This is a genomic window from Burkholderia torrens, from assembly GCF_984668525.1.
Genome location: NZ_OZ480211.1, coordinates 3,287,970 through 3,304,530 on the forward strand (window position 1 = coordinate 3,287,970; position 16,561 = coordinate 3,304,530).

Below are 16,561 nucleotides of genomic sequence, written 5' to 3' on the forward strand. Positions count from 1 at the left end.
CCGTCCCCCGACCGCAGAACCGAGGTGAACAACATGACGTCATCGAGCCGCCGCCGTTTCCTGCATACCGTTGCACAATCCGCGGGCGCCGCCGTTGCGCTCAACGCTTTCCCCGAATCGATCCGCCGCGCGCTCGCGATTCCCGCGGCGCGCGGCACCGGCACGATCCGCGATGTCGAGCACATCGTCGTGTTCATGCAGGAAAACCGCTCGTTCGATCATTACTTCGGACACCTGCGCGGCGTGCGCGGCTACAACGACCGCTTCCCGATCCCGCTGCCGAACGGCAAGCCGGTGTGGTACCAGCCGTCGAAGGCCGATCCGGGCAAGCCCGTGCTGCCGTTCCGGCTGAACACGCTGACGACGAGCGCGCAGTGCGTCGGCGATCTCGACCACTCGTGGTACAAGACGCACGCGGCGATCGACGGCGGCCGCTACGACCAGTGGCCCGCGAACAAGACCGACATGACGATGGGCTATCACGTGCGCGAGGACATCCCGTTCCACTACGCGCTCGCCGATGCGTTCACCGTGTGCGACAACTACTTCTGCTCGCTGCCGGGGCCGACGCACCCGAACCGCTCGTACCTGATGACGGGCACGGTCGACCCGACCGGCAAGTTCGGCGGCCCGCTGCTCGACAACAGCGACTACGTCGACGGCGACGGGCCGCCGGCGTACCAGCTGCTGTCGTGGACGACCTTTCCCGAACGCCTCGAGGCGCACGGCGTGTCGTGGCAGATCTACCAGCAGGGCACGACCGGCAACGATCCGTACAACGGCAACTACGGCACCAACGTGCTGCAGAACTTCGCGAACTTCATCAACGCGAAGCCCGGTTCGTCGCTGTACCAGCGCGCGCAGACGGTGCGCACGCTCGACAACCTGAAGGACGACGTGATCAACGACCGGCTGCCGCAGGTATCGTGGCTGTGCCCGCCGGCCGCGTTCTCCGAGCATCCGAAATACACGCCCGCTTACGGCGCGAACTACACGTCGCAGATCCTCGATGCGCTCACGTCGAACCCGGACGTGTGGCGCAAGACCGTGCTGTTCATCATGTACGACGAAAACGACGGCTTCTTCGACCACATCGTGCCGCCGCAGCCGCCGACGTCGGCCGCGCAGGGCGCGTCGACCGTGACGACCGACGGCGAGCTGCATACGGTCGTGAACCCGGGCCGCGGCGGCAGCTACACGGCCGACGGCCTGCCGTACGGCCTCGGGCCGCGCGTGCCGATGACGGTCGTGTCGCCGTGGACCAAGGGCGGCTACGTGTGCTCGCAGGTGTTCGACCACACGTCGGTGATCCGCTTCATCGGCGAACGCTTCGGCATCGACGAACCGAACATCACGCCGTGGCGCCGCACCGTGTGCGGCGACCTCACCGCCGCGTTCGACTTCCGCTCGTCGGATGCATCGTTCCCGCCGCTGCCCGACACGAGCCAGTACCGCTCGATCGCGGACCAGCAGTGCACGTCGCAGCCCGCGCCGACCGTGCCCGCGACGCCGTCGCCGGTCGATCCGCAGGAGCCCGGCGTGCGGCCCGCGCGCGCGCTGCCGTATGAACTGCACGTGAACGCGAGCATCTACGACAGGACGAAGCTGCGCATCGAGTTCGCGAACCGCGGCAACCAGGGCGCGCACTTCCACGTGTACGCGACGAACCGTACCGACGGCCCGTGGCGCTATACGGTCGGCGCGCGCCGCGTGCTGCACGCGGACTTCGACCTGACGGAGACGAACGGCGTGTATGCGTTCTCGGTGTACGGGCCGAACGGCTTCGTGCGCGTGTTCTCCGGCAACGTGTCGGCCGCGACCGCGCATCACCGCAATCCGGCGCAGCCTGAGGTGAAGGCCGGCTACGACATCGCGAACGGGAACCTGTACCTGAAGCTGCGCAACCACGGCGGCGCCCACGTCACGTTGACGCTGACCGACAACGCGTACGGTGCGCCGTCACGGCAGGTGACGCTGCACGGCGGCGACGAGCAGGTCGAGCAGTGGGCGCTCGCGTCGAGCCACCACTGGTACGACGTGACGGTCAGCGACGGCGCGAACGGCACGTTCTCGCGCCGCTACGCGGGCCACGTGGAAAACGGCCGGCCGAGCTATTCGGATCCGGCCGCCGTCAAGCCCGTCGCCGCGTCGTAAGCGCGACCGCCTGCGCCATCAGACCGCGTGCGCCAGCGCGCGGTCGACGAGCGCGGTTTCGAAGCCGTCGTCCGCGTCGCGAAAGCGCAGCGGCGCCGCGCAATGCACCAGCGTATCGATGAAGTATTTCGCGCGCGGCCACGGCCCGAAGCCGGCCGCCGTGTTGATGTGCCCGGCGTCGCCGAGGTTCACGAACGCGCTGCCCAGGCGCTGTGCGAGCGTGCGCGCATCGGCGAGCGGCATCCACGGATCGGTCTCGCTGCCGATCACGATCGACGGCACCGCGAGCCGGCGCGCGTCGAACGGCCCGGCGAACGTGAATTTCTTCGGGCTGGCGGGCGCGACGAACAGGACGCCCGCGACATCGCCCGTATGCGGCCCCTGCGTGAGCGCATGCGCGGCCGCGAGGCAGCCGAAGCTGTGCGCGGCGAGCACGAACGGGCCGCGCTCGCGATCGAGCAGCGTGCGCACCGAGTGCGCCCAGCCCGCGAGATCGGGCGCGTCCCAGTCGTCCTGCTCGACGCGCAGCGAACGCGGAAACTGTCGCTCCAGCCAGGTTTGCCAGTGAGCGCCTTCGCTGCCGTGCAGGCCCGGAACGGTGACGAGCCGCGGCGGCCACGCCGATTTGCTGCATGCGCTCATGATTGCCCTCGCTTGCTTGAAGACGAGGTTCGATTGTGGCGCGGCGGCCGCGGCCGCCGAACCAATATTTTGTGCTTTGCTTTTGCGCGGCCGGCGCCCCGGTGGCCGGCACCCCGGCGGCCGCGCGCCGGACGGACGGCCCGCGCGACGGCGCAATGCGCCGCGAAACCGTAGAATGTGGGCTTCCCGTCAGCTTCACACCGAGCCGGGCCGGGCGCCAATGCGCCGGGCCCGGTCGTCAGGAGACGCCCGATGTCCGCTACGCCCGCCGGCGCGCTGCGCCCGGCCCCGTTCCCCTTGCCCGTGACGCGCCCCGCCGGCGCGCACGCCATCACGCAATGAAGATCCTGTTCTACTCCCCGCACCAGGAAGCCGCCGCATGGCGCGACGAGATCGCGCACGCGCTGCCGGAAGCCGAACTGCGCGCGTGGCAGCCGGGCGACACGGCCGCCGCCGACTACGCGCTCGTGTGGCGCGCGCCGCGCGAATTCTTCGCACCGCGCGACGGCCTGCGCGCGATCTTCAACCTCGGCGCGGGCGTCGACGCGCTGCTCGCGCTCGAGCGCGCGCATCCGGGCACGCTGCCCGCGCACGTGCCGCTCGTGCGGCTCGAAGATTCGGGCATGGCGCAGCAGATGGTCGAATACGTGACGCACGCGGTGCTGCGCTACCTGCGCCGCTTCGACGAATACGACGCGCTGCAGCGCGAGCGCCGCTGGCAGCCGCTCGAACCGCATCCGCGCGCGAGCTTTACCGTCGCCGTGCTCGGCCTCGGCGTGCTCGGCGCGCAGGTCGCGCGCGCACTCGCCGCGCTCGGCCTGCCCGTGCGCGGCTACAGCCGCAGCGCGAAGCAGCTCGACGGCGTCACGACCTTCGCCGGCGAAGGCGCGTTCGACGCGTGCATCGACGGCGCGAAGGTGCTCGTCAACCTGCTGCCGAGCACGCCCGACACCGACGGCATCCTGTCGTCGCGTGCGTTCGCGCGGCTCGCGCCCGGCGCGTACGTCGTCAACGTCGCGCGCGGCGCGCATCTCGTCGAGGCCGACCTGCTCGACGCGCTCGCGAGCGGCCGGATCGCCGCGGCCACGCTCGACGTGTTCCAGCATGAACCGCTGCCGGTGGACCATCCGTTCTGGCACGCGCCGCGCGTCACGATCACGCCGCACAGCTCGGCCGAGACGCTGCGCGCGGACGCCGTCGAGCAGATCGCCGGCAAGATCCGCGCGTTCGAGCGCGGCGAGCGTGTCGGCGGCGTCGTCGACTACGCGCGCGGCTACTGAATTCCGCCCTACCGAAAAATCAGGAGACAACCATGACGTTCCCCACCGCCGTCAAGATCGTCGAAGTCGGCCCGCGCGACGGCCTGCAGAACGAGAAGACCTTCGTGCCGACCGACGTGAAGATCGCGCTCGTCGACCGGCTGTCGCGCGCCGGCTTCCGCAATGTCGAGGCCGCGTCGTTCGTGTCGCCGAAATGGGTGCCGCAGATGGCCGACGGCGCCGACGTGATGGCCGGCATCGAGCGCCGCGCGGGCACCGTGTACTCGGTGCTCACGCCGAACCTGAAGGGCTTCGAGAACGCGGTCGCCGCACGCGCGGACGAAGTCGTGATCTTCGGCGCGGCGAGCGAGGCGTTCTCGCAGCGGAACATCAACTGCAGCATCGCCGAGAGCATCGCGCGCTTCGAGCCCGTCGCGAAGGCCGCGAAGGACGCAGGCCTGCGGCTGCGCGGCAGCGTGTCGTGCACGCTCGGCTGCCCGTACCAGGGTGAAGTGCCGGTCGCGTCGGTCGTCGACGTCGTCGAGCGTTTCGCGGCGCTCGGCTGCGACGAGATCGACATCGCCGACACGATCGGCGTCGGCACGCCGAAGCGTACGCGCGAAGTGCTCGCGGCCGTCACGCGCGTGTTCCCGCGCGAACGCCTGTCGGGCCACTTCCACGACACCTACGGCCAGGCGCTCGCGAACATCTACGCGGCGCTGTTCGAAGGGATCGAGATCTTCCACGCGTCGGTCGCGGGCCTCGGCGGCTGCCCGTACGCGAAGGGCGCCACCGGCAACGTCGCGACCGAGGACGTGCTGTACCTGATGCAGGGCCTCGGCATCGACACCGGTATCGATCTCGCGCAGGTCGTCGCCGCCGGCGACTTCATCTCGAACGCGATCGGCCGCGCGAACGTGTCGCGCGCCGGTCGTGCACTGCTTGCCAAGGCGCAGAGCGCGACCGACGACGCGACCTGCGTGTGACCACTGCACTTCACGGATTCCTCAACATGACGACACCTGCTTCCTTCGATTCCCTCCCCGATTCCGCGCGACGCGTCGCGCTCCTGCTGCGCGAGCGCGGCCATGCGAACGGCATCGTGATGCTCGCCGAAACCGGCAAGACGTCGGCCGAAGCCGCGGCCGGGCTCGGCTGTTCGGTCGCGCAGATCGCGAAGTCGATCCTGTTTCGCCGGCAGTCGGACGGCGCACCCGTGCTGGTGATCGCGAGCGGCGTCAATCGCGTCGACGAGAAGAAGGTGGCCGCGCAGGTCGGTGCGGTCGGCCGCGCGGACGCGAAGTTCGTGCGCGACAACACCGGCTACGCGATCGGCGGCGTCTGCCCGATCGGCCATCTCGTCGAACCCGTCACGCTGATCGACGCCGACCTGCTCACGCTCGACAGCCTGTGGGCCGCGGCCGGCCATCCGCACGCGGTGTTCAACCTGTCGCCTGACGAACTCGTGTCGCTGACGGGCGCGCCGGTCGCGGACGTCGCGTTGCGGGAGCCCGCATGAGCGACGTGACGGTAGCGGTGCCGGTCGCGACGGTCGCGTCGCCGTGCACCGACGTATGCCGGATCGATCCGCGCACGGACTGGTGCGCGGGCTGCCTGCGCACGCGCGACGAGATCAAGGGATGGCGGGCGTCGGACGACGACGCGAGGCGCGCGCTGCTCGCGCGGCTCGACGCGCGGCGGCGCCTGCTCGCCGGGAGCGAAGCATAAAAAAAAGCCGTTCAGCCTCACGGGCGAACGGCGTCGAGATCGGAATCCTGTGAACGTGATCAACGTCACAGCCCGCATCATACGAGCGACGCGGCCGCATCGCATCGGGTGTTTCCCTACAAATTCCTGCAGCGTCTTTCGCGCCTGCGCGCGGGCCGCTTTCGCGCGCAATCGTCGTTCCCGGCATTCCCGTTCGGCGGGCCGCAACGGCATCGCGCCGCGGCGCCGAATCGTACGAGCGTTTCAGTTGCCGACGGCCGCGCGACGCGCAGGCACGATGCGCCAGCCGAGGTTCACGCCGGCCGCCGCGAGCAGGATCAGCAGCGCACCGAACACCTGCGTCCACGCGAGCGTCTGCCCGAACGCGACGCGATCGACGACGATCGCGACAACCGGATAGATGAACGACAGCGCGCCCGTCATCGCGGTCGGCAGCTTCTGGACCGCGCCGTACAGCAGCACGTACATCAGCCCCGTGTTGACGATGCCGAGCACGATGAGGTCGGCCCATTTCCCGGCCGTCGCCGGCAAGGTGTCGAAGTGTGCGAACGGCGCGAGCAGCAGGATGCCGAGGCCGACCTGCAGCAGCGCGAGCAGATGCGGCGGCGTGCCCTTCAGGTGCTTCGTGATGATCGACGAGATCGCATACAGGAACGCCGCGCCGAGCGACAGCGCGACCCCTTCCAGGTATTCGCCGGGCACCGCGAGCACGGCCGGCTCGACGCGCACCACGAACACGAGCCCGGCGAACGCGAGCACGAGCCACGCGACCGTCGACGCGGTGATCCGCTCGCGGAACACGATGGCGCCGAGCGCGACGAGCATGAAGGGCTGCGTGTTGTAGACGGCCGTCGCCATCGAGATCGACGCGCGCGAATAGGCGGCGAAGAGCAGCAGCCAGTTCGCGACGATCGCGAGGCTGCCGAGCGTCGTGAGCACGAGCATCCGCGGCGAGAACAGCGAGCGGCGCAGGAAGCCGAACGCCGCGCAGACGATCGCGAGCGTCGCCGTGCCGAACACGCAGCGGAAGAACACGACATTGGTCAGCGGCTGCTGCGACGACATCACGAGCCAGCCGATCGTGCCGGACATCAGCATCGCGACCACCATCTCGGCGGCGCCGCGGCGCATTTCATTCGAGGCCATCATGAACTCCGTTGCAGAGAGTGGATGACTTCGATTCTAGAAACTTGCTTTCGCCGCAACCATGACTAAACTGAAGTGAATCAGCCGATTCACCTTCGAAAGCAAAGCGATCATGCCGAAACGCCTTTCCCCGCCTGCCGTCGCGTCGCTCGACGCGACCGACCGCGCGATTCTCGCGGCGCTCGCCGACGACGCGCGCATCGCCACCAGCGAACTTGCGCGGCAGATCGGGCTGTCGGCGCCCGCGACCGCCGACCGCGTGCGGCGGCTCGAAGCGCAGGGCGTGATCGCCGCGTTCACCGTCGAGCTCGACCCGCGCGCGCTCGGCTACACGCTGCAGGCGATCGTCCGCGTGAAGCCGCTCCCGGGCCAGTTGCACCTGGTCGAGGAGTTGCTGCGGCGCATTCCGGAATTCGTCGAATGCGACAAGGTGACCGGCGAAGACTGCTTCATCTGCCGGCTCTACCTGCGCACGATCGAGCACCTCGACGACATCCTGTCGAAGGTGACAGAGCGCGCGGAGACGAGTACCGCGATCGTGAAATCGACGCCCGTGCCGCGCCGCCTGCCGCCGCTCGTCGAGGACGACCACGCGCACCGCTGAGCCGCGCGCGGCGCACGTTGCCGAGCCGCGGGCGGCGCCCGCGGCCCGCCCGCCCCCTCACGCGGCCGGGTCGCGCGCCTCGAAGAACGCGAGCAGTTCGTCGATCAGCGCGACGGGCGCCTCTTCCGGAATGTAGTGCCCGCAGTCGAGCGCGCGGCCGCTGACGTCGCGCGCGACGCGCCGCCATTCGTCGAGCGGATCGAAGCAGCGGCCGACGACGCCGTGCTCGCCCCACAGCACGCGCAGCGGGCACGCGACCTTGTTGCCGCGCTCGAGATCCGCACGGTCGTGCTCGAGGTCGATCGTCGCCGATGCGCGGTAGTCCTCGCACATCGCATGCACGGCGCCCGGCTGCGCGAGCGCGGCACGGTACGCGTCGAGCGCTTCGGGCGCGAACGGCGCAAGCCCGGCCGACCGGTTGCCCATCACGCGCTCGATGTACGCATCGGTATGCGCGCCGACCAGCGTCTCGGGCAGCGGCGCCGGCTGGATCAGGAAGAACCAGTGGAAATATGCGGTCGCGAATGCGCGGTCGGTTTTCTCGTACATCGCGAGCGTCGGCGCGATGTCGAGCAGCATCATCCGCTCGACGGCGTCCGCGTGATCGAGCGCGAGCCGGTGCGCGACGCGCGCGCCGCGATCGTGCGCGCACACATGGAAGTGCTCGAAGCCGAAATGCCGCATCACCGCGACCTGGTCGGCCGCCATCGCCCGTTTCGAATACGGCAGGTGCTGCGCGTCGCTCGGCGGCCGGCCGGACGCGCCGTAGCCGCGCAGGTCGGTGGCGATCACCGTGAAATGATTCGCGAGCGTCGCGGCAACGCGATGCCAGATCATGTGGGTCTGCGGATGGCCGTGCAGCAACAGCAGCGGCGGCCCCGCGCCTCCTTTGACACCGAAGATGTCGGTGTCCTGCACCGTCACGCGAAACGGTGCAAACGCCTCAAACGACATGGTTTGTTTCTCGTTGGTTTGTTATGGCGACTATTTTATGAGTGCCCATGCATCTACACAGCGGGACAACCACCCGAAACCGTAGAAAGAGAACACTCACTCGATTGCCGCCACACCGAGCATTTTGTTAAGCTCGCGTAGAATCGCACGACCGTTCGTATTAATATGAACGTCCTCGAACGCGCCCGGTTCGCCGCTACACTCGAATCACCGTTCGAATGCAAAGCATGGTGTCGGCATCCGCGCGACCGCGCGGACACCGACGGCCCCTGGAGACTGGAGACATCACATGGCATTGCCCGCTGTCCTGCAGAACCTGACGCTGCCCGTCATCGCATCGCCGATGTTCATCGTCAGCTACCCCGAACTCGTGCTCGCGCAATGCAAGGCGGGCATCGTCGGTTCGTTCCCCGCGCTCAATGCGCGTCCGGCCGAACTGCTCGACGAATGGCTCACGCAGATCCAGTCGGAGCTGGCCGACCACAAGGCGAAGCACCCCGACGCGGTGATCGGCCCGATCGCGGTCAACCAGATCGTCCACCAGTCGAATGCGCGGCTCGAGCACGACGTGCGCGTGTGCGTCGAGCACAAGGTGCCGATCTTCATCACGAGCCTGCGCGCGCCGGCGCGCGAGATCGTCGACGCGGTGCACAGCTACGGCGGCATCGTGCTGCATGACGTGATCAACCTGCGCCACGCGCAGAAGGCGCTCGAAGCCGGCGTCGACGGGCTGATCCTCGTCGCGGCCGGCGCCGGCGGCCACGCAGGCACGACGTCGCCGTTCGCGCTGGTCGGCGAAGTGCGCAAGATCTTCGACGGCCCGATCGTGCTGTCCGGCTCGATCGCGAACGGCGGCTCGATTCTCGCCGCGCAGGCGATGGGCGCCGACTTCGCGTACATGGGCACGCGCTTCATCGCGACGCAGGAAGCGCACGCGATCGACGACTACAAGCACGCGATCGTGAACGCGAAATCGTCGGACATCATCTACACGAACCTCTTCACCGGCGTGCACGGCAACTACATTCGCGAGAGCATCGAGAAGGCCGGCCTCGATCCGGACGCGCTGCCGGAATCGGACAAGACGAAGATGAATTTCGGCAGCGACAAGACGAAGGCGTGGAAGGACATCTGGGGTGCCGGCCAGGGCGTCGGCCTGATGGACGACCTGCCGAGCGTGGCCGCGCTCGTCGAGCGGCTCAAGCGCGAATACGACGACGCGAAGGCGCGGCTCGGCATCCCGCGCTGACGGAAGCGGCGGCCGTCACGGCCGCCGTCGGCGCTCGAATCGTCGGACCAAACAAAAAGCGCGAACCGCAGCGGTTCGCGCTTTTTTGTTGCCCCGCCGCGGCGGAATCCGCCGCTCAGACCGCGCGCTTCATCCGCGTGATCGGCAGCACGCGCAGGCGCGATTCGATCGACGGGCACAGCGACTGCCCTTCGAAACGCGCCGCGAGGAAGTCGACGAACGAACGCACTTTCGCGGACACGTGACGGCGGCTCGCGTACACCGCATAGATCGGCGCTTCGTGCGGCGGCACCGAATCGAGCAGCACCGGCACGAGCCGGCCCGACTCGATGTCGTCGCCGACCACCTCGGTGCCGAGCAGCGCGATGCCCGCGCCGGCGAGCACGGCAGCACGCAACCCTTCGAGATGGTTCACGATCAGGTTGCCGTTCAGGTTCACGCGCGACGCAGCGGCCGCGTCGATCATCAGCGAATCGAGCATCGTCGAATTCGAATCGCGCCGCAGGTAGTTGTGGTGCGCGAGATCGGCGATCGTCTGCGGCGTGCCGCGTTTCTCGAGATACTCGGGCGACGCGACCAGCAGGATGTGCGCGGTCGCGATCTGCCGCGCGACCAGCGACGACGATTTCAATCCGTTCGGCGCCGCGCGTACCGCGACGTCGTAGCCTTCCTCGATCAGGTCGACCACGCGATCGGACAGCGTCATGTCGACGGTCACGTCCGGGAAGCGGCCCGCGTAATCGGTGACGGCCTGCATCACGTGCCGCAGCCCGAACGCGGACAGCGACGTCACGCGCAGCCTGCCCTGCGGCACCACGCTCGCGGCGCCGACGGCCTGCCCGGCTTCGTCGAGTTCGGACAGCGCCTGCACGAGGCGCTCATAGTATTCGCGTCCCGCCTCGGTAGGCGCGACGCGTCGTGTCGTGCGATGCAGCAGCCGCGCGCCGAGCTGCTGCTCGAGATGCATCACGTGCTTGCTCGCCATCGCAGCCGACATCTGCATGCGTTCGGCCGCGCCGACGAAGCTGCCCACTTCGACGACGTAGCGAAACACATTCATGCTGACGAGGGTATCCATCGAACTAGCTCGTAATGACGGGGGAATGGTCCAATTACGAGATAGGGTAACAAAGGCGAGGAAACAGAAAGGTCAAGAAAGGCAAAACGGCGCCGCGAGTGGCGGCGCCGTTTCTGGCGAGAAAACATGCAGCGGGAACGCGCGATTTACGCGCGCGGCCGGCGCACCGATCGCGCGTACGCGTCAGAACTTCGCGCGAATGCCTGCGCCGAACGTGTTGCCGGACGACAGGCCGCTGATCTTGTCGTTCATGTAGGCCGCGTAGACGTCCGTGCGCTTGGACAGCGGATAGTCGTAGCCGACGGCCCAGGTCTGGCGCGTCTGGTCGAGGCCGCCCGCGTCGCGCGAGTACGCGTACGACGCCATCGCGTTGCCCACGCCGATAGGCACCGACACGCCGCCTTGAGCCGTGTTCACGTGCCAGCTTCCCGCGACCTGGTCGTTCTTCGTGTACATGTACTGGCCGAACAGCTTCACGAGCTTCAGGTCGTAGGTGGCGCCGACCAGCGCGATGCCCTGGCTCTTCATGCCGGCGACGAGCGCGCTCAGATCCTGCGGACCGTTGTTGAAGTTCACGTACTGATACGTGGCAGTCGCCGCGAACGGGCCGTTCGCGTAGTTGAACTGCGCGCTCCACTTCTTCGAACGGTTGTCGCCGGCCTGGTTGCCGAGCGCGTACATCGCACCGAAGTTCAGGCCACCGAACGAAGGCGACGTGTATGACAGCGCGTTGTTCCAGCCCGAATCGCCGACCGCGCCCTGGTCGCTCGGATAGGTCGGGAACGTGCCGAGGCCGAGGAACACGTGGTACACCATCGGCGAGAAGGTGTACGAGTCGTAGAACGGGTTGAACAGGATCGTCGACAGGAACAGGTGCGTCGTCAGGCGCCCTGCCGTCACCGTGCCGTACGGCGAGCTGACGCCGACGTACGCGTTGCGCGCGAAGAACGTGTCGCCCTGGAAGCGGCCGTACTGGCCGTTCTGCGCGCGGAAGAAGCTTTCCAGCGTGAAGATCGCCTTGTAGCCGCTGCCGAGATCCTCGGCGCCATGCAGGCCCCAGTAAGACGTCGACATGCCGCCGCCCGACACGTTCCATGCGCGATTGCCGCCCGGGAACTTGGTGGCGCCGACCCATTCGTCGACCTGACCATAGAGCGATACGCTCGACTGTGCATGGACGGGCGCAGTGGCCGCCACGCAGGCGGCCGCGGCGATCAGCTTGACGGACGTGCGCGACGCACGGCGAGCAAATGCTTTCATGGGATCTCCAGGTTTTGTCGGATAGTCGATAAGTGGCGCGAGCGTTGTTTTAAGGAGCCGAGTGCTTGCGTCTTGTGGGGCGCAGCCATCTTTACGGATCATTCGTCCGGTCAAAATTGCGCACACTTATTGCGGGTATAGCGGCGGCATTAACTTCGCGGGGTCGATACATGGCCGGATGCCCGGCGGCGGCCCGGCGCAAACGCGAGCGCGCGGCGGGGCGGCGGCGTGGCATGCACGTGCCGGGCGCGAAAGATAGCGCAATGCGACGGGAAAATCAGCGGAAATCTGCGCGCGACTGTGGCGAATTCGCATCAGCCGGCAGGGGGACGAGCGCCGGGGCGCTCAGTTTCGGTAGAACGGGGAGAAAAACGGCGAGTGCGCAGGCTCTTCCTGCGAGCGGGGCGGCGGCATCGGACGGCCGCCGCGCTCCTCGTTGTAGCGCGCGACGTCGGCGCGGATCGAGCCGGCGCGCAGCGGCACGTTGCCGCCGCCCGGCGGGCGCGGCATCTGGCGCACCTCGGCGCTGATCGGACGATACGGGCTTTGCGCGGCGTAATGGCCGTACGACGGCGTCGGCCGCAACCCCCAGCGGGAGCCGTAGCTGCCCACGCCGCCGGGACGCATGCCGCCGGAAGGCGGGACGCGGCGCCAGACCGGCACACCGCCGGGCCCGCCGCCATTCGGCTGACCGTACGCGCGCATGTCGCCGCCACCGAAGCCGTGGCCGCCGAACCCATGACCACCGCCGTGGGGCGGCTGGGCGAGCGCGAGCGGCACCAGCAACGCGCCGAGCACGCCTGCCGCCCATCGTCCGATCTTCCGTTTCACCCGTTCCGTCATCGTTCAGTGCCTGTCCATGCCCGCCGCCGGCTCCTTTCGGCCGACCCAAGGCTTTCAGCAGTAATTTATGAGCGGTCCGAAACGGTGTCGAGCCAAAAAGTGTTATGTCGCGGGCATCGGTGTAACACCATGTTACTGCTAGGTTTTTTCACTTCCGGGCGCGATCGCGACAGAACATTCTTCTGCCGCTTTGCGCGTCGCCGGGCCGGCGCGACAGCCGCATTCTCATGCAATGAATTCATCAATCAATTCGCACAATGAATTTGTGTAGTGAATCGTCAACCGGGACAATGGCGCTATCCGCGCGCGCGACGCGCGCCTCCGTCGTTTCCGAATCGAGTTCCCGATGGCCCGTCCCCGTTTTCTTCCCGACAACTTCACGCTCGCGCTCGTCGGCACCGTCGTGCTCGCGAGCCTCCTGCCCTGCCGCGGCCCGGCCGCCCACGCGTTCAACTGGGCGACCAACATCGCCGTCGGCTTGCTGTTCTTCCTGCACGGCGCGAAGCTGTCGCGCGAAGCCGTCGTCGCGGGCGCGACCCACTGGCGGCTGCACGCGGTCGTGCTGCTGAGCACGTTCGCGCTGTTCCCGCTGCTCGGCCTGGCGCTGAAACCCGTGCTGCAACCGCTCGTCACGCCGACGCTGTACGCGGGCGTGCTGTTCCTGTGCACGCTGCCGTCGACGGTCCAGTCGTCGATCGCGTTCACGTCGATCGCGAAGGGCAACGTGCCGGCCGCCGTGTGCGCGGCATCCGCGTCGAGCCTGCTCGGGATCTTCGTCACGCCGGCGCTCGTCGGGCTGATGATCACGTCGCAATCGGCCGGCGCCGCGTCGCCGTGGAGCACGGTCGGCAGCATCGTGATGCAGCTGCTCGTGCCGTTCATCGCCGGCCAGTTGCTGCGCCCCGTGATCGGCGGCTGGATCGACCGCAACCGCGGCGTGCTGCGCTTCGTCGACCAGGGCTCCATCCTGCTGGTCGTCTACGTCGCGTTCAGCGAAGCCGTCAACGAAGGCCTGTGGCACCAGATCCCGCCGCGCGCGCTCGGCGGCCTGCTCGTCGTCAACCTCGTACTGCTCGCGATCGCGCTGCTGCTGACGGCGTTCGTCAGCAAGCGGCTCGGCTTCAACCGCGCCGACCAGATCACGATCATCTTCTGCGGATCGAAGAAGAGCCTCGCGGCCGGCGTCCCGATGGCGAAGGTGATCTTCTCGGCGAACGCGGTCGGCGCGGTCGTGCTGCCGCTGATGCTGTTCCACCAGATCCAGCTGATGGCGTGCGCGGCGCTCGCGCAGCGCTGGGGCGCGCGCGACACGAGCGGCGAGCACGACGAGGGCGACGCGACGTCCGCGCGCGGCGCGCTGAGCGCGGGCAAGCGCTGACGCGCCGACGGAATGACGGCCGCCGGAAGGCAGCCTTCTGCCGCCGCGCCCTCCCCGCCACCTTCCGGACGCACGTCGATGCACGTCCGGCGCGACGCACCAGTCGCGTGCATCGTGTCACGAAATCTTCATTCAATTCCCTGCGCGCGGCGCCGTTAAGCCGGACGTCCCGTCGATTCGGCTGCCCTCGCCCATGCCCGCGCTCCACACCGACTCCGCTGCCGCCAGCACCACGCGCCTGATCGCGGATCGCGCGCTCGCGGCCGTTTTCCAGCCGATCGTCGACCTCGCGTCGGGCACGGTCGTCGGTTACGAAGGGCTGATCCGCGGCCCGCGCGGCACGGACCTCGAGCCGCCGGCCGCGCTGTTCGCGCAGGCCGCGCGCGAAGGCAAGACCATCGCGCTCGAGCAAGCCGCCGCACTCACCTGCCTCGACGCGTTCGCGGCGCTCGGCTGCGACGGCAAGCTGTTCCTCAATTTCAGCGCCGGGACGATCCTCGCGCTCGCCGGCGAACGCGAGCGCGCGCGCCAGTTCCTCGGCCGCGCACGGATCGGCGCCGAGCGCATCGTGATCGAGCTCACCGAGCAGAACGCGATTCCCGATGTCGCGCACATCGGGCCGGCGGTCGCGTCGCTGCGCGACGCCGGCATCCAGTTCGCGCTCGACGACTACGGCACCGCGAACGCGAGCATGAACCTGTGGCTGCGCCTGAATCCGGACGTCGTGAAGATCGACCGCTTCTTCATCCACGACATCGCGCGCGACCCGCTCAAGTTCGAGGCCGTGAAGGCGATGCAGCACTTCGCGCAAGCGAGCGGCGCGCAACTGATCGCGGAAGGCATCGAGAACGAATGCGACCTGATCGTCGTGCGCGACATGGGCATCTGCTGCGTGCAGGGCTTCCTGCTCGGCCGGCCGAACGCACAGCCGTCGCGCGTCGTCGCGCCGGCCGCGCGCGACGCGATCCGCGCGCCGCACATCGCGGTGTTTCCCGGCGCGACGCGCTCGGTGCGGCCGGCCGGCACGATCGCCGGGAAGATGCTGGTTCCCGCGCCGGCCCTGCCGCGCGACGCGACCAGCAACGACGTGCTCGACCTGTTCAACCGGATGCCCGACCTGCACGCGGTCGCGCTGGTCGAACGCGGACGGCCCGTCGCGCTCGTGAATCGCCGCGGCTTCATCGACCGCTTCGCGCTGCCGTATCACCGCGAAGTGTTCGGGAAGAAGCCATGCCTGCAGTTCGCGAACGACGCGCCGCTGATGATCGACAACGCGACGACGTTCGAGCAGCTCGCGACGCTGCTCGCGAGCCACGACCAGCGCTATCTCGCGGACGGCTTCGTGATCACCGAGCACGGCCGCTACGTCGGGCTCGGCACCGGCGAGAGCCTGGTGCGCACAGTGACCGAGATGCGCATCGAGGCCGCGCGCTACGCGAATCCGCTGACCTTCCTGCCCGGCAACATCCCGATCAGCGCGCACATCGACCGCCTGCTCCAGCGCGACGCCGGCTTTCATGCATGCTACGTCGACCTGAATCAGTTCAAGCCGTTCAACGACCAGTACGGCTACTGGCAGGGCGACGAGGTGCTGAAGTTCGCCGCGACGGTGCTGGCCGGCGTGTGCGACCCGCAGCGCGACTTTCTCGGCCACGTCGGCGGCGACGATTTCCTCGTGCTGTTCCAGCGCGACGACTGGCGCGAGCGCGCCGCCGACGCGATCGCGCGCTTCAACGACGGCGCGCGGCTCTTCTACACGCAAGCCGACCGGCAGGCGGGCGGGTTGCGCGGCGAAGACCGCCACGGCAACCCGGCGTTCTTCGGCTTCGTGACGATGGCGATCGGCGCGGTCGGCGTGCCGGCCGGCGCGCACGGCGCGAAACGGTACGGCAGCGACGAGATCGCGTCGGTCGCGGCACTCGCGAAGCGGCGCGCGAAACAGCAGCCGGACGGGCTGGCGGTCGTCGATCTCGACGCGGGGCGCGCCGCGCTGCGCCATCGCGGCGAGCCGCCGGCCGTGGCGGCGGGCTGAACGGCACGCGGCCGGCGTTCGCAGGGGGCACGGCCGCACGCCGTGCCATGGCGACGGATGTCCGCTCGCCGCTTACCCTTTTCGCTCGCCGCCAGGATCGTTGCGCACCGCACCGGCTTCAGGCCTGCCCGCGCTGGCCGCCCGGACCAGCGATGCACGCTCGCTTCCAGCCCACCTGCCGCCCGCGACGCGCGCCGCCCGACCCCACACGTCCACCTTGCCTTTTTCGTGTTT

At 68.6% G+C, this 16,561-nt stretch carries 15 protein-coding genes; 9 read left to right on the plus strand and 6 right to left on the minus strand.

Translation table 11 applies throughout. The features are described 5' to 3' along the window. The first annotated feature begins 33 nt into the window (after window positions 1-33). Complete coding sequence (locus tag AC5LXX_RS15240) at window positions 34-2,154, plus strand: phosphocholine-specific phospholipase C (RefSeq protein ID WP_493409984.1); 2,121 nt, start codon at window positions 34-36, stop codon at window positions 2,152-2,154. Window positions 2,155-2,172: 18 nt separating this feature from the next. Here the strand turns inward: AC5LXX_RS15240 and AC5LXX_RS15245 are convergent, their stop codons facing one another. After that, window positions 2,173-2,796, minus strand: a complete 624-nt coding sequence (locus tag AC5LXX_RS15245) for an RBBP9/YdeN family alpha/beta hydrolase (protein ID WP_493409985.1) — start codon at window positions 2,794-2,796, stop codon at window positions 2,173-2,175. Window positions 2,797-3,134: 338 nt separating this feature from the next. On the opposite strand from AC5LXX_RS15245, the gene AC5LXX_RS15250 reads away from it, so the two are divergent. The 4 genes from AC5LXX_RS15250 to AC5LXX_RS15265 are packed head-to-tail and all read left to right on the plus strand — an operon-like array spanning window position 3,135 to window position 5,783. Beyond that, window positions 3,135-4,076, plus strand: coding sequence for a 2-hydroxyacid dehydrogenase (locus tag AC5LXX_RS15250; RefSeq protein WP_493409986.1), 942 nt, complete (start codon window positions 3,135-3,137; stop codon window positions 4,074-4,076). Between the two features lie 32 nt (window positions 4,077-4,108). Further along, window positions 4,109-5,041, plus strand: coding sequence for a hydroxymethylglutaryl-CoA lyase (locus AC5LXX_RS15255; protein WP_493409987.1), 933 nt, complete (start codon window positions 4,109-4,111; stop codon window positions 5,039-5,041). 26 nt (window positions 5,042-5,067) lie between these two features. After that, complete coding sequence (locus AC5LXX_RS15260; RefSeq protein WP_124452336.1) at window positions 5,068-5,574, plus strand: YbaK/EbsC family protein; 507 nt, start codon at window positions 5,068-5,070, stop codon at window positions 5,572-5,574. Beyond that, complete coding sequence (locus tag AC5LXX_RS15265; RefSeq protein WP_124452338.1) at window positions 5,571-5,783, plus strand: DUF1289 domain-containing protein; 213 nt, start codon at window positions 5,571-5,573, stop codon at window positions 5,781-5,783. The genes AC5LXX_RS15260 and AC5LXX_RS15265 overlap by 4 nt, the downstream gene beginning before the upstream one ends. 243 nt (window positions 5,784-6,026) lie before the next feature. Here the strand turns inward: AC5LXX_RS15265 and AC5LXX_RS15270 are convergent, their stop codons facing one another. After that, window positions 6,027-6,929, minus strand: coding sequence for a DMT family transporter (locus AC5LXX_RS15270; RefSeq protein ID WP_493409988.1), 903 nt, complete (start codon window positions 6,927-6,929; stop codon window positions 6,027-6,029). Between the two features lie 112 nt (window positions 6,930-7,041). Here AC5LXX_RS15270 and AC5LXX_RS15275 point away from each other — a divergent pair, with 112 nt between their 5' ends. Beyond that, window positions 7,042-7,533 (plus strand): Lrp/AsnC family transcriptional regulator, encoded by a 492-nt coding sequence (locus AC5LXX_RS15275; protein ID WP_493409989.1) that lies wholly within the window; start codon window positions 7,042-7,044, stop codon window positions 7,531-7,533. A 57-nt stretch (window positions 7,534-7,590) separates the two neighbouring features. Here AC5LXX_RS15275 and AC5LXX_RS15280 read toward each other — a convergent pair whose 3' ends face one another. Then, window positions 7,591-8,487, minus strand: a complete 897-nt coding sequence (locus AC5LXX_RS15280; protein WP_493409990.1) for an alpha/beta fold hydrolase — start codon at window positions 8,485-8,487, stop codon at window positions 7,591-7,593. Window positions 8,488-8,776: 289 nt separating this feature from the next. Here AC5LXX_RS15280 and AC5LXX_RS15285 point away from each other — a divergent pair, with 289 nt between their 5' ends. Further along, window positions 8,777-9,736, plus strand: a complete 960-nt coding sequence (locus AC5LXX_RS15285; protein ID WP_124452346.1) for an NAD(P)H-dependent flavin oxidoreductase — start codon at window positions 8,777-8,779, stop codon at window positions 9,734-9,736. A gap of 115 nt (window positions 9,737-9,851) precedes the next feature. On the opposite strand, the gene AC5LXX_RS15290 is transcribed toward AC5LXX_RS15285, so the two are convergent. The 3 genes from AC5LXX_RS15290 to AC5LXX_RS15300 all read right to left on the minus strand — a co-directional run bounded on the left by AC5LXX_RS15290 (window position 9,852) and on the right by AC5LXX_RS15300 (window position 12,917). Further along, window positions 9,852-10,814 (minus strand): LysR family transcriptional regulator, encoded by a 963-nt coding sequence (locus AC5LXX_RS15290; RefSeq protein ID WP_124452348.1) that lies wholly within the window; start codon window positions 10,812-10,814, stop codon window positions 9,852-9,854. A 183-nt stretch (window positions 10,815-10,997) separates the two neighbouring features. Next, a complete protein-coding gene (locus AC5LXX_RS15295) occupies window positions 10,998-12,074 on the minus strand; it encodes a porin (protein ID WP_493409991.1) in 1,077 nt (358 codons plus the stop codon). Window positions 12,075-12,419: 345 nt separating this feature from the next. Then, a complete protein-coding gene (locus AC5LXX_RS15300; RefSeq protein ID WP_493409992.1) occupies window positions 12,420-12,917 on the minus strand; it encodes a peptide-binding protein in 498 nt (165 codons plus the stop codon). A 346-nt stretch (window positions 12,918-13,263) separates the two neighbouring features. On the opposite strand from AC5LXX_RS15300, the gene AC5LXX_RS15305 reads away from it, so the two are divergent. Further along, window positions 13,264-14,295 carry a bile acid:sodium symporter family protein gene (locus AC5LXX_RS15305; protein WP_124452354.1) on the plus strand — a complete coding sequence of 344 codons (1,032 nt, stop codon included), beginning with the start codon at window positions 13,264-13,266 and terminating at the stop codon, window positions 14,293-14,295. A 193-nt stretch (window positions 14,296-14,488) separates the two neighbouring features. Then, window positions 14,489-16,327 (plus strand): EAL domain-containing protein, encoded by a 1,839-nt coding sequence (locus AC5LXX_RS15310; RefSeq protein WP_493409993.1) that lies wholly within the window; start codon window positions 14,489-14,491, stop codon window positions 16,325-16,327. Window positions 16,328-16,561: the final 234 nt, after the last annotated feature.

Bases quoted from the DNA above. Each gene is read 5' to 3' on its own strand.
- AC5LXX_RS15240 (WP_493409984.1), top strand. From the start codon at position 34: ATGACGTCATCGAGCCGCCGCCGTTTCCTGCATACCGTTGCACAATCC.
- AC5LXX_RS15245 (WP_493409985.1), bottom strand. From the start codon at position 2,796: ATGAGCGCATGCAGCAAATCGGCGTGGCCGCCGCGGCTCGTCACCGTT.
- AC5LXX_RS15250 (WP_493409986.1), top strand. From the start codon at position 3,135: ATGAAGATCCTGTTCTACTCCCCGCACCAGGAAGCCGCCGCATGGCGC.
- AC5LXX_RS15255 (WP_493409987.1), top strand. From the start codon at position 4,109: ATGACGTTCCCCACCGCCGTCAAGATCGTCGAAGTCGGCCCGCGCGAC.
- AC5LXX_RS15260 (WP_124452336.1), top strand. From the start codon at position 5,068: ATGACGACACCTGCTTCCTTCGATTCCCTCCCCGATTCCGCGCGACGC.
- AC5LXX_RS15265 (WP_124452338.1), top strand. From the start codon at position 5,571: ATGAGCGACGTGACGGTAGCGGTGCCGGTCGCGACGGTCGCGTCGCCG.
- AC5LXX_RS15270 (WP_493409988.1), bottom strand. From the start codon at position 6,929: ATGGCCTCGAATGAAATGCGCCGCGGCGCCGCCGAGATGGTGGTCGCG.
- AC5LXX_RS15275 (WP_493409989.1), top strand. From the start codon at position 7,042: ATGCCGAAACGCCTTTCCCCGCCTGCCGTCGCGTCGCTCGACGCGACC.
- AC5LXX_RS15280 (WP_493409990.1), bottom strand. From the start codon at position 8,487: ATGTCGTTTGAGGCGTTTGCACCGTTTCGCGTGACGGTGCAGGACACC.
- AC5LXX_RS15285 (WP_124452346.1), top strand. From the start codon at position 8,777: ATGGCATTGCCCGCTGTCCTGCAGAACCTGACGCTGCCCGTCATCGCA.
- AC5LXX_RS15290 (WP_124452348.1), bottom strand. From the start codon at position 10,814: ATGGATACCCTCGTCAGCATGAATGTGTTTCGCTACGTCGTCGAAGTG.
- AC5LXX_RS15295 (WP_493409991.1), bottom strand. From the start codon at position 12,074: ATGAAAGCATTTGCTCGCCGTGCGTCGCGCACGTCCGTCAAGCTGATC.
- AC5LXX_RS15300 (WP_493409992.1), bottom strand. From the start codon at position 12,917: ATGACGGAACGGGTGAAACGGAAGATCGGACGATGGGCGGCAGGCGTG.
- AC5LXX_RS15305 (WP_124452354.1), top strand. From the start codon at position 13,264: ATGGCCCGTCCCCGTTTTCTTCCCGACAACTTCACGCTCGCGCTCGTC.
- AC5LXX_RS15310 (WP_493409993.1), top strand. From the start codon at position 14,489: ATGCCCGCGCTCCACACCGACTCCGCTGCCGCCAGCACCACGCGCCTG.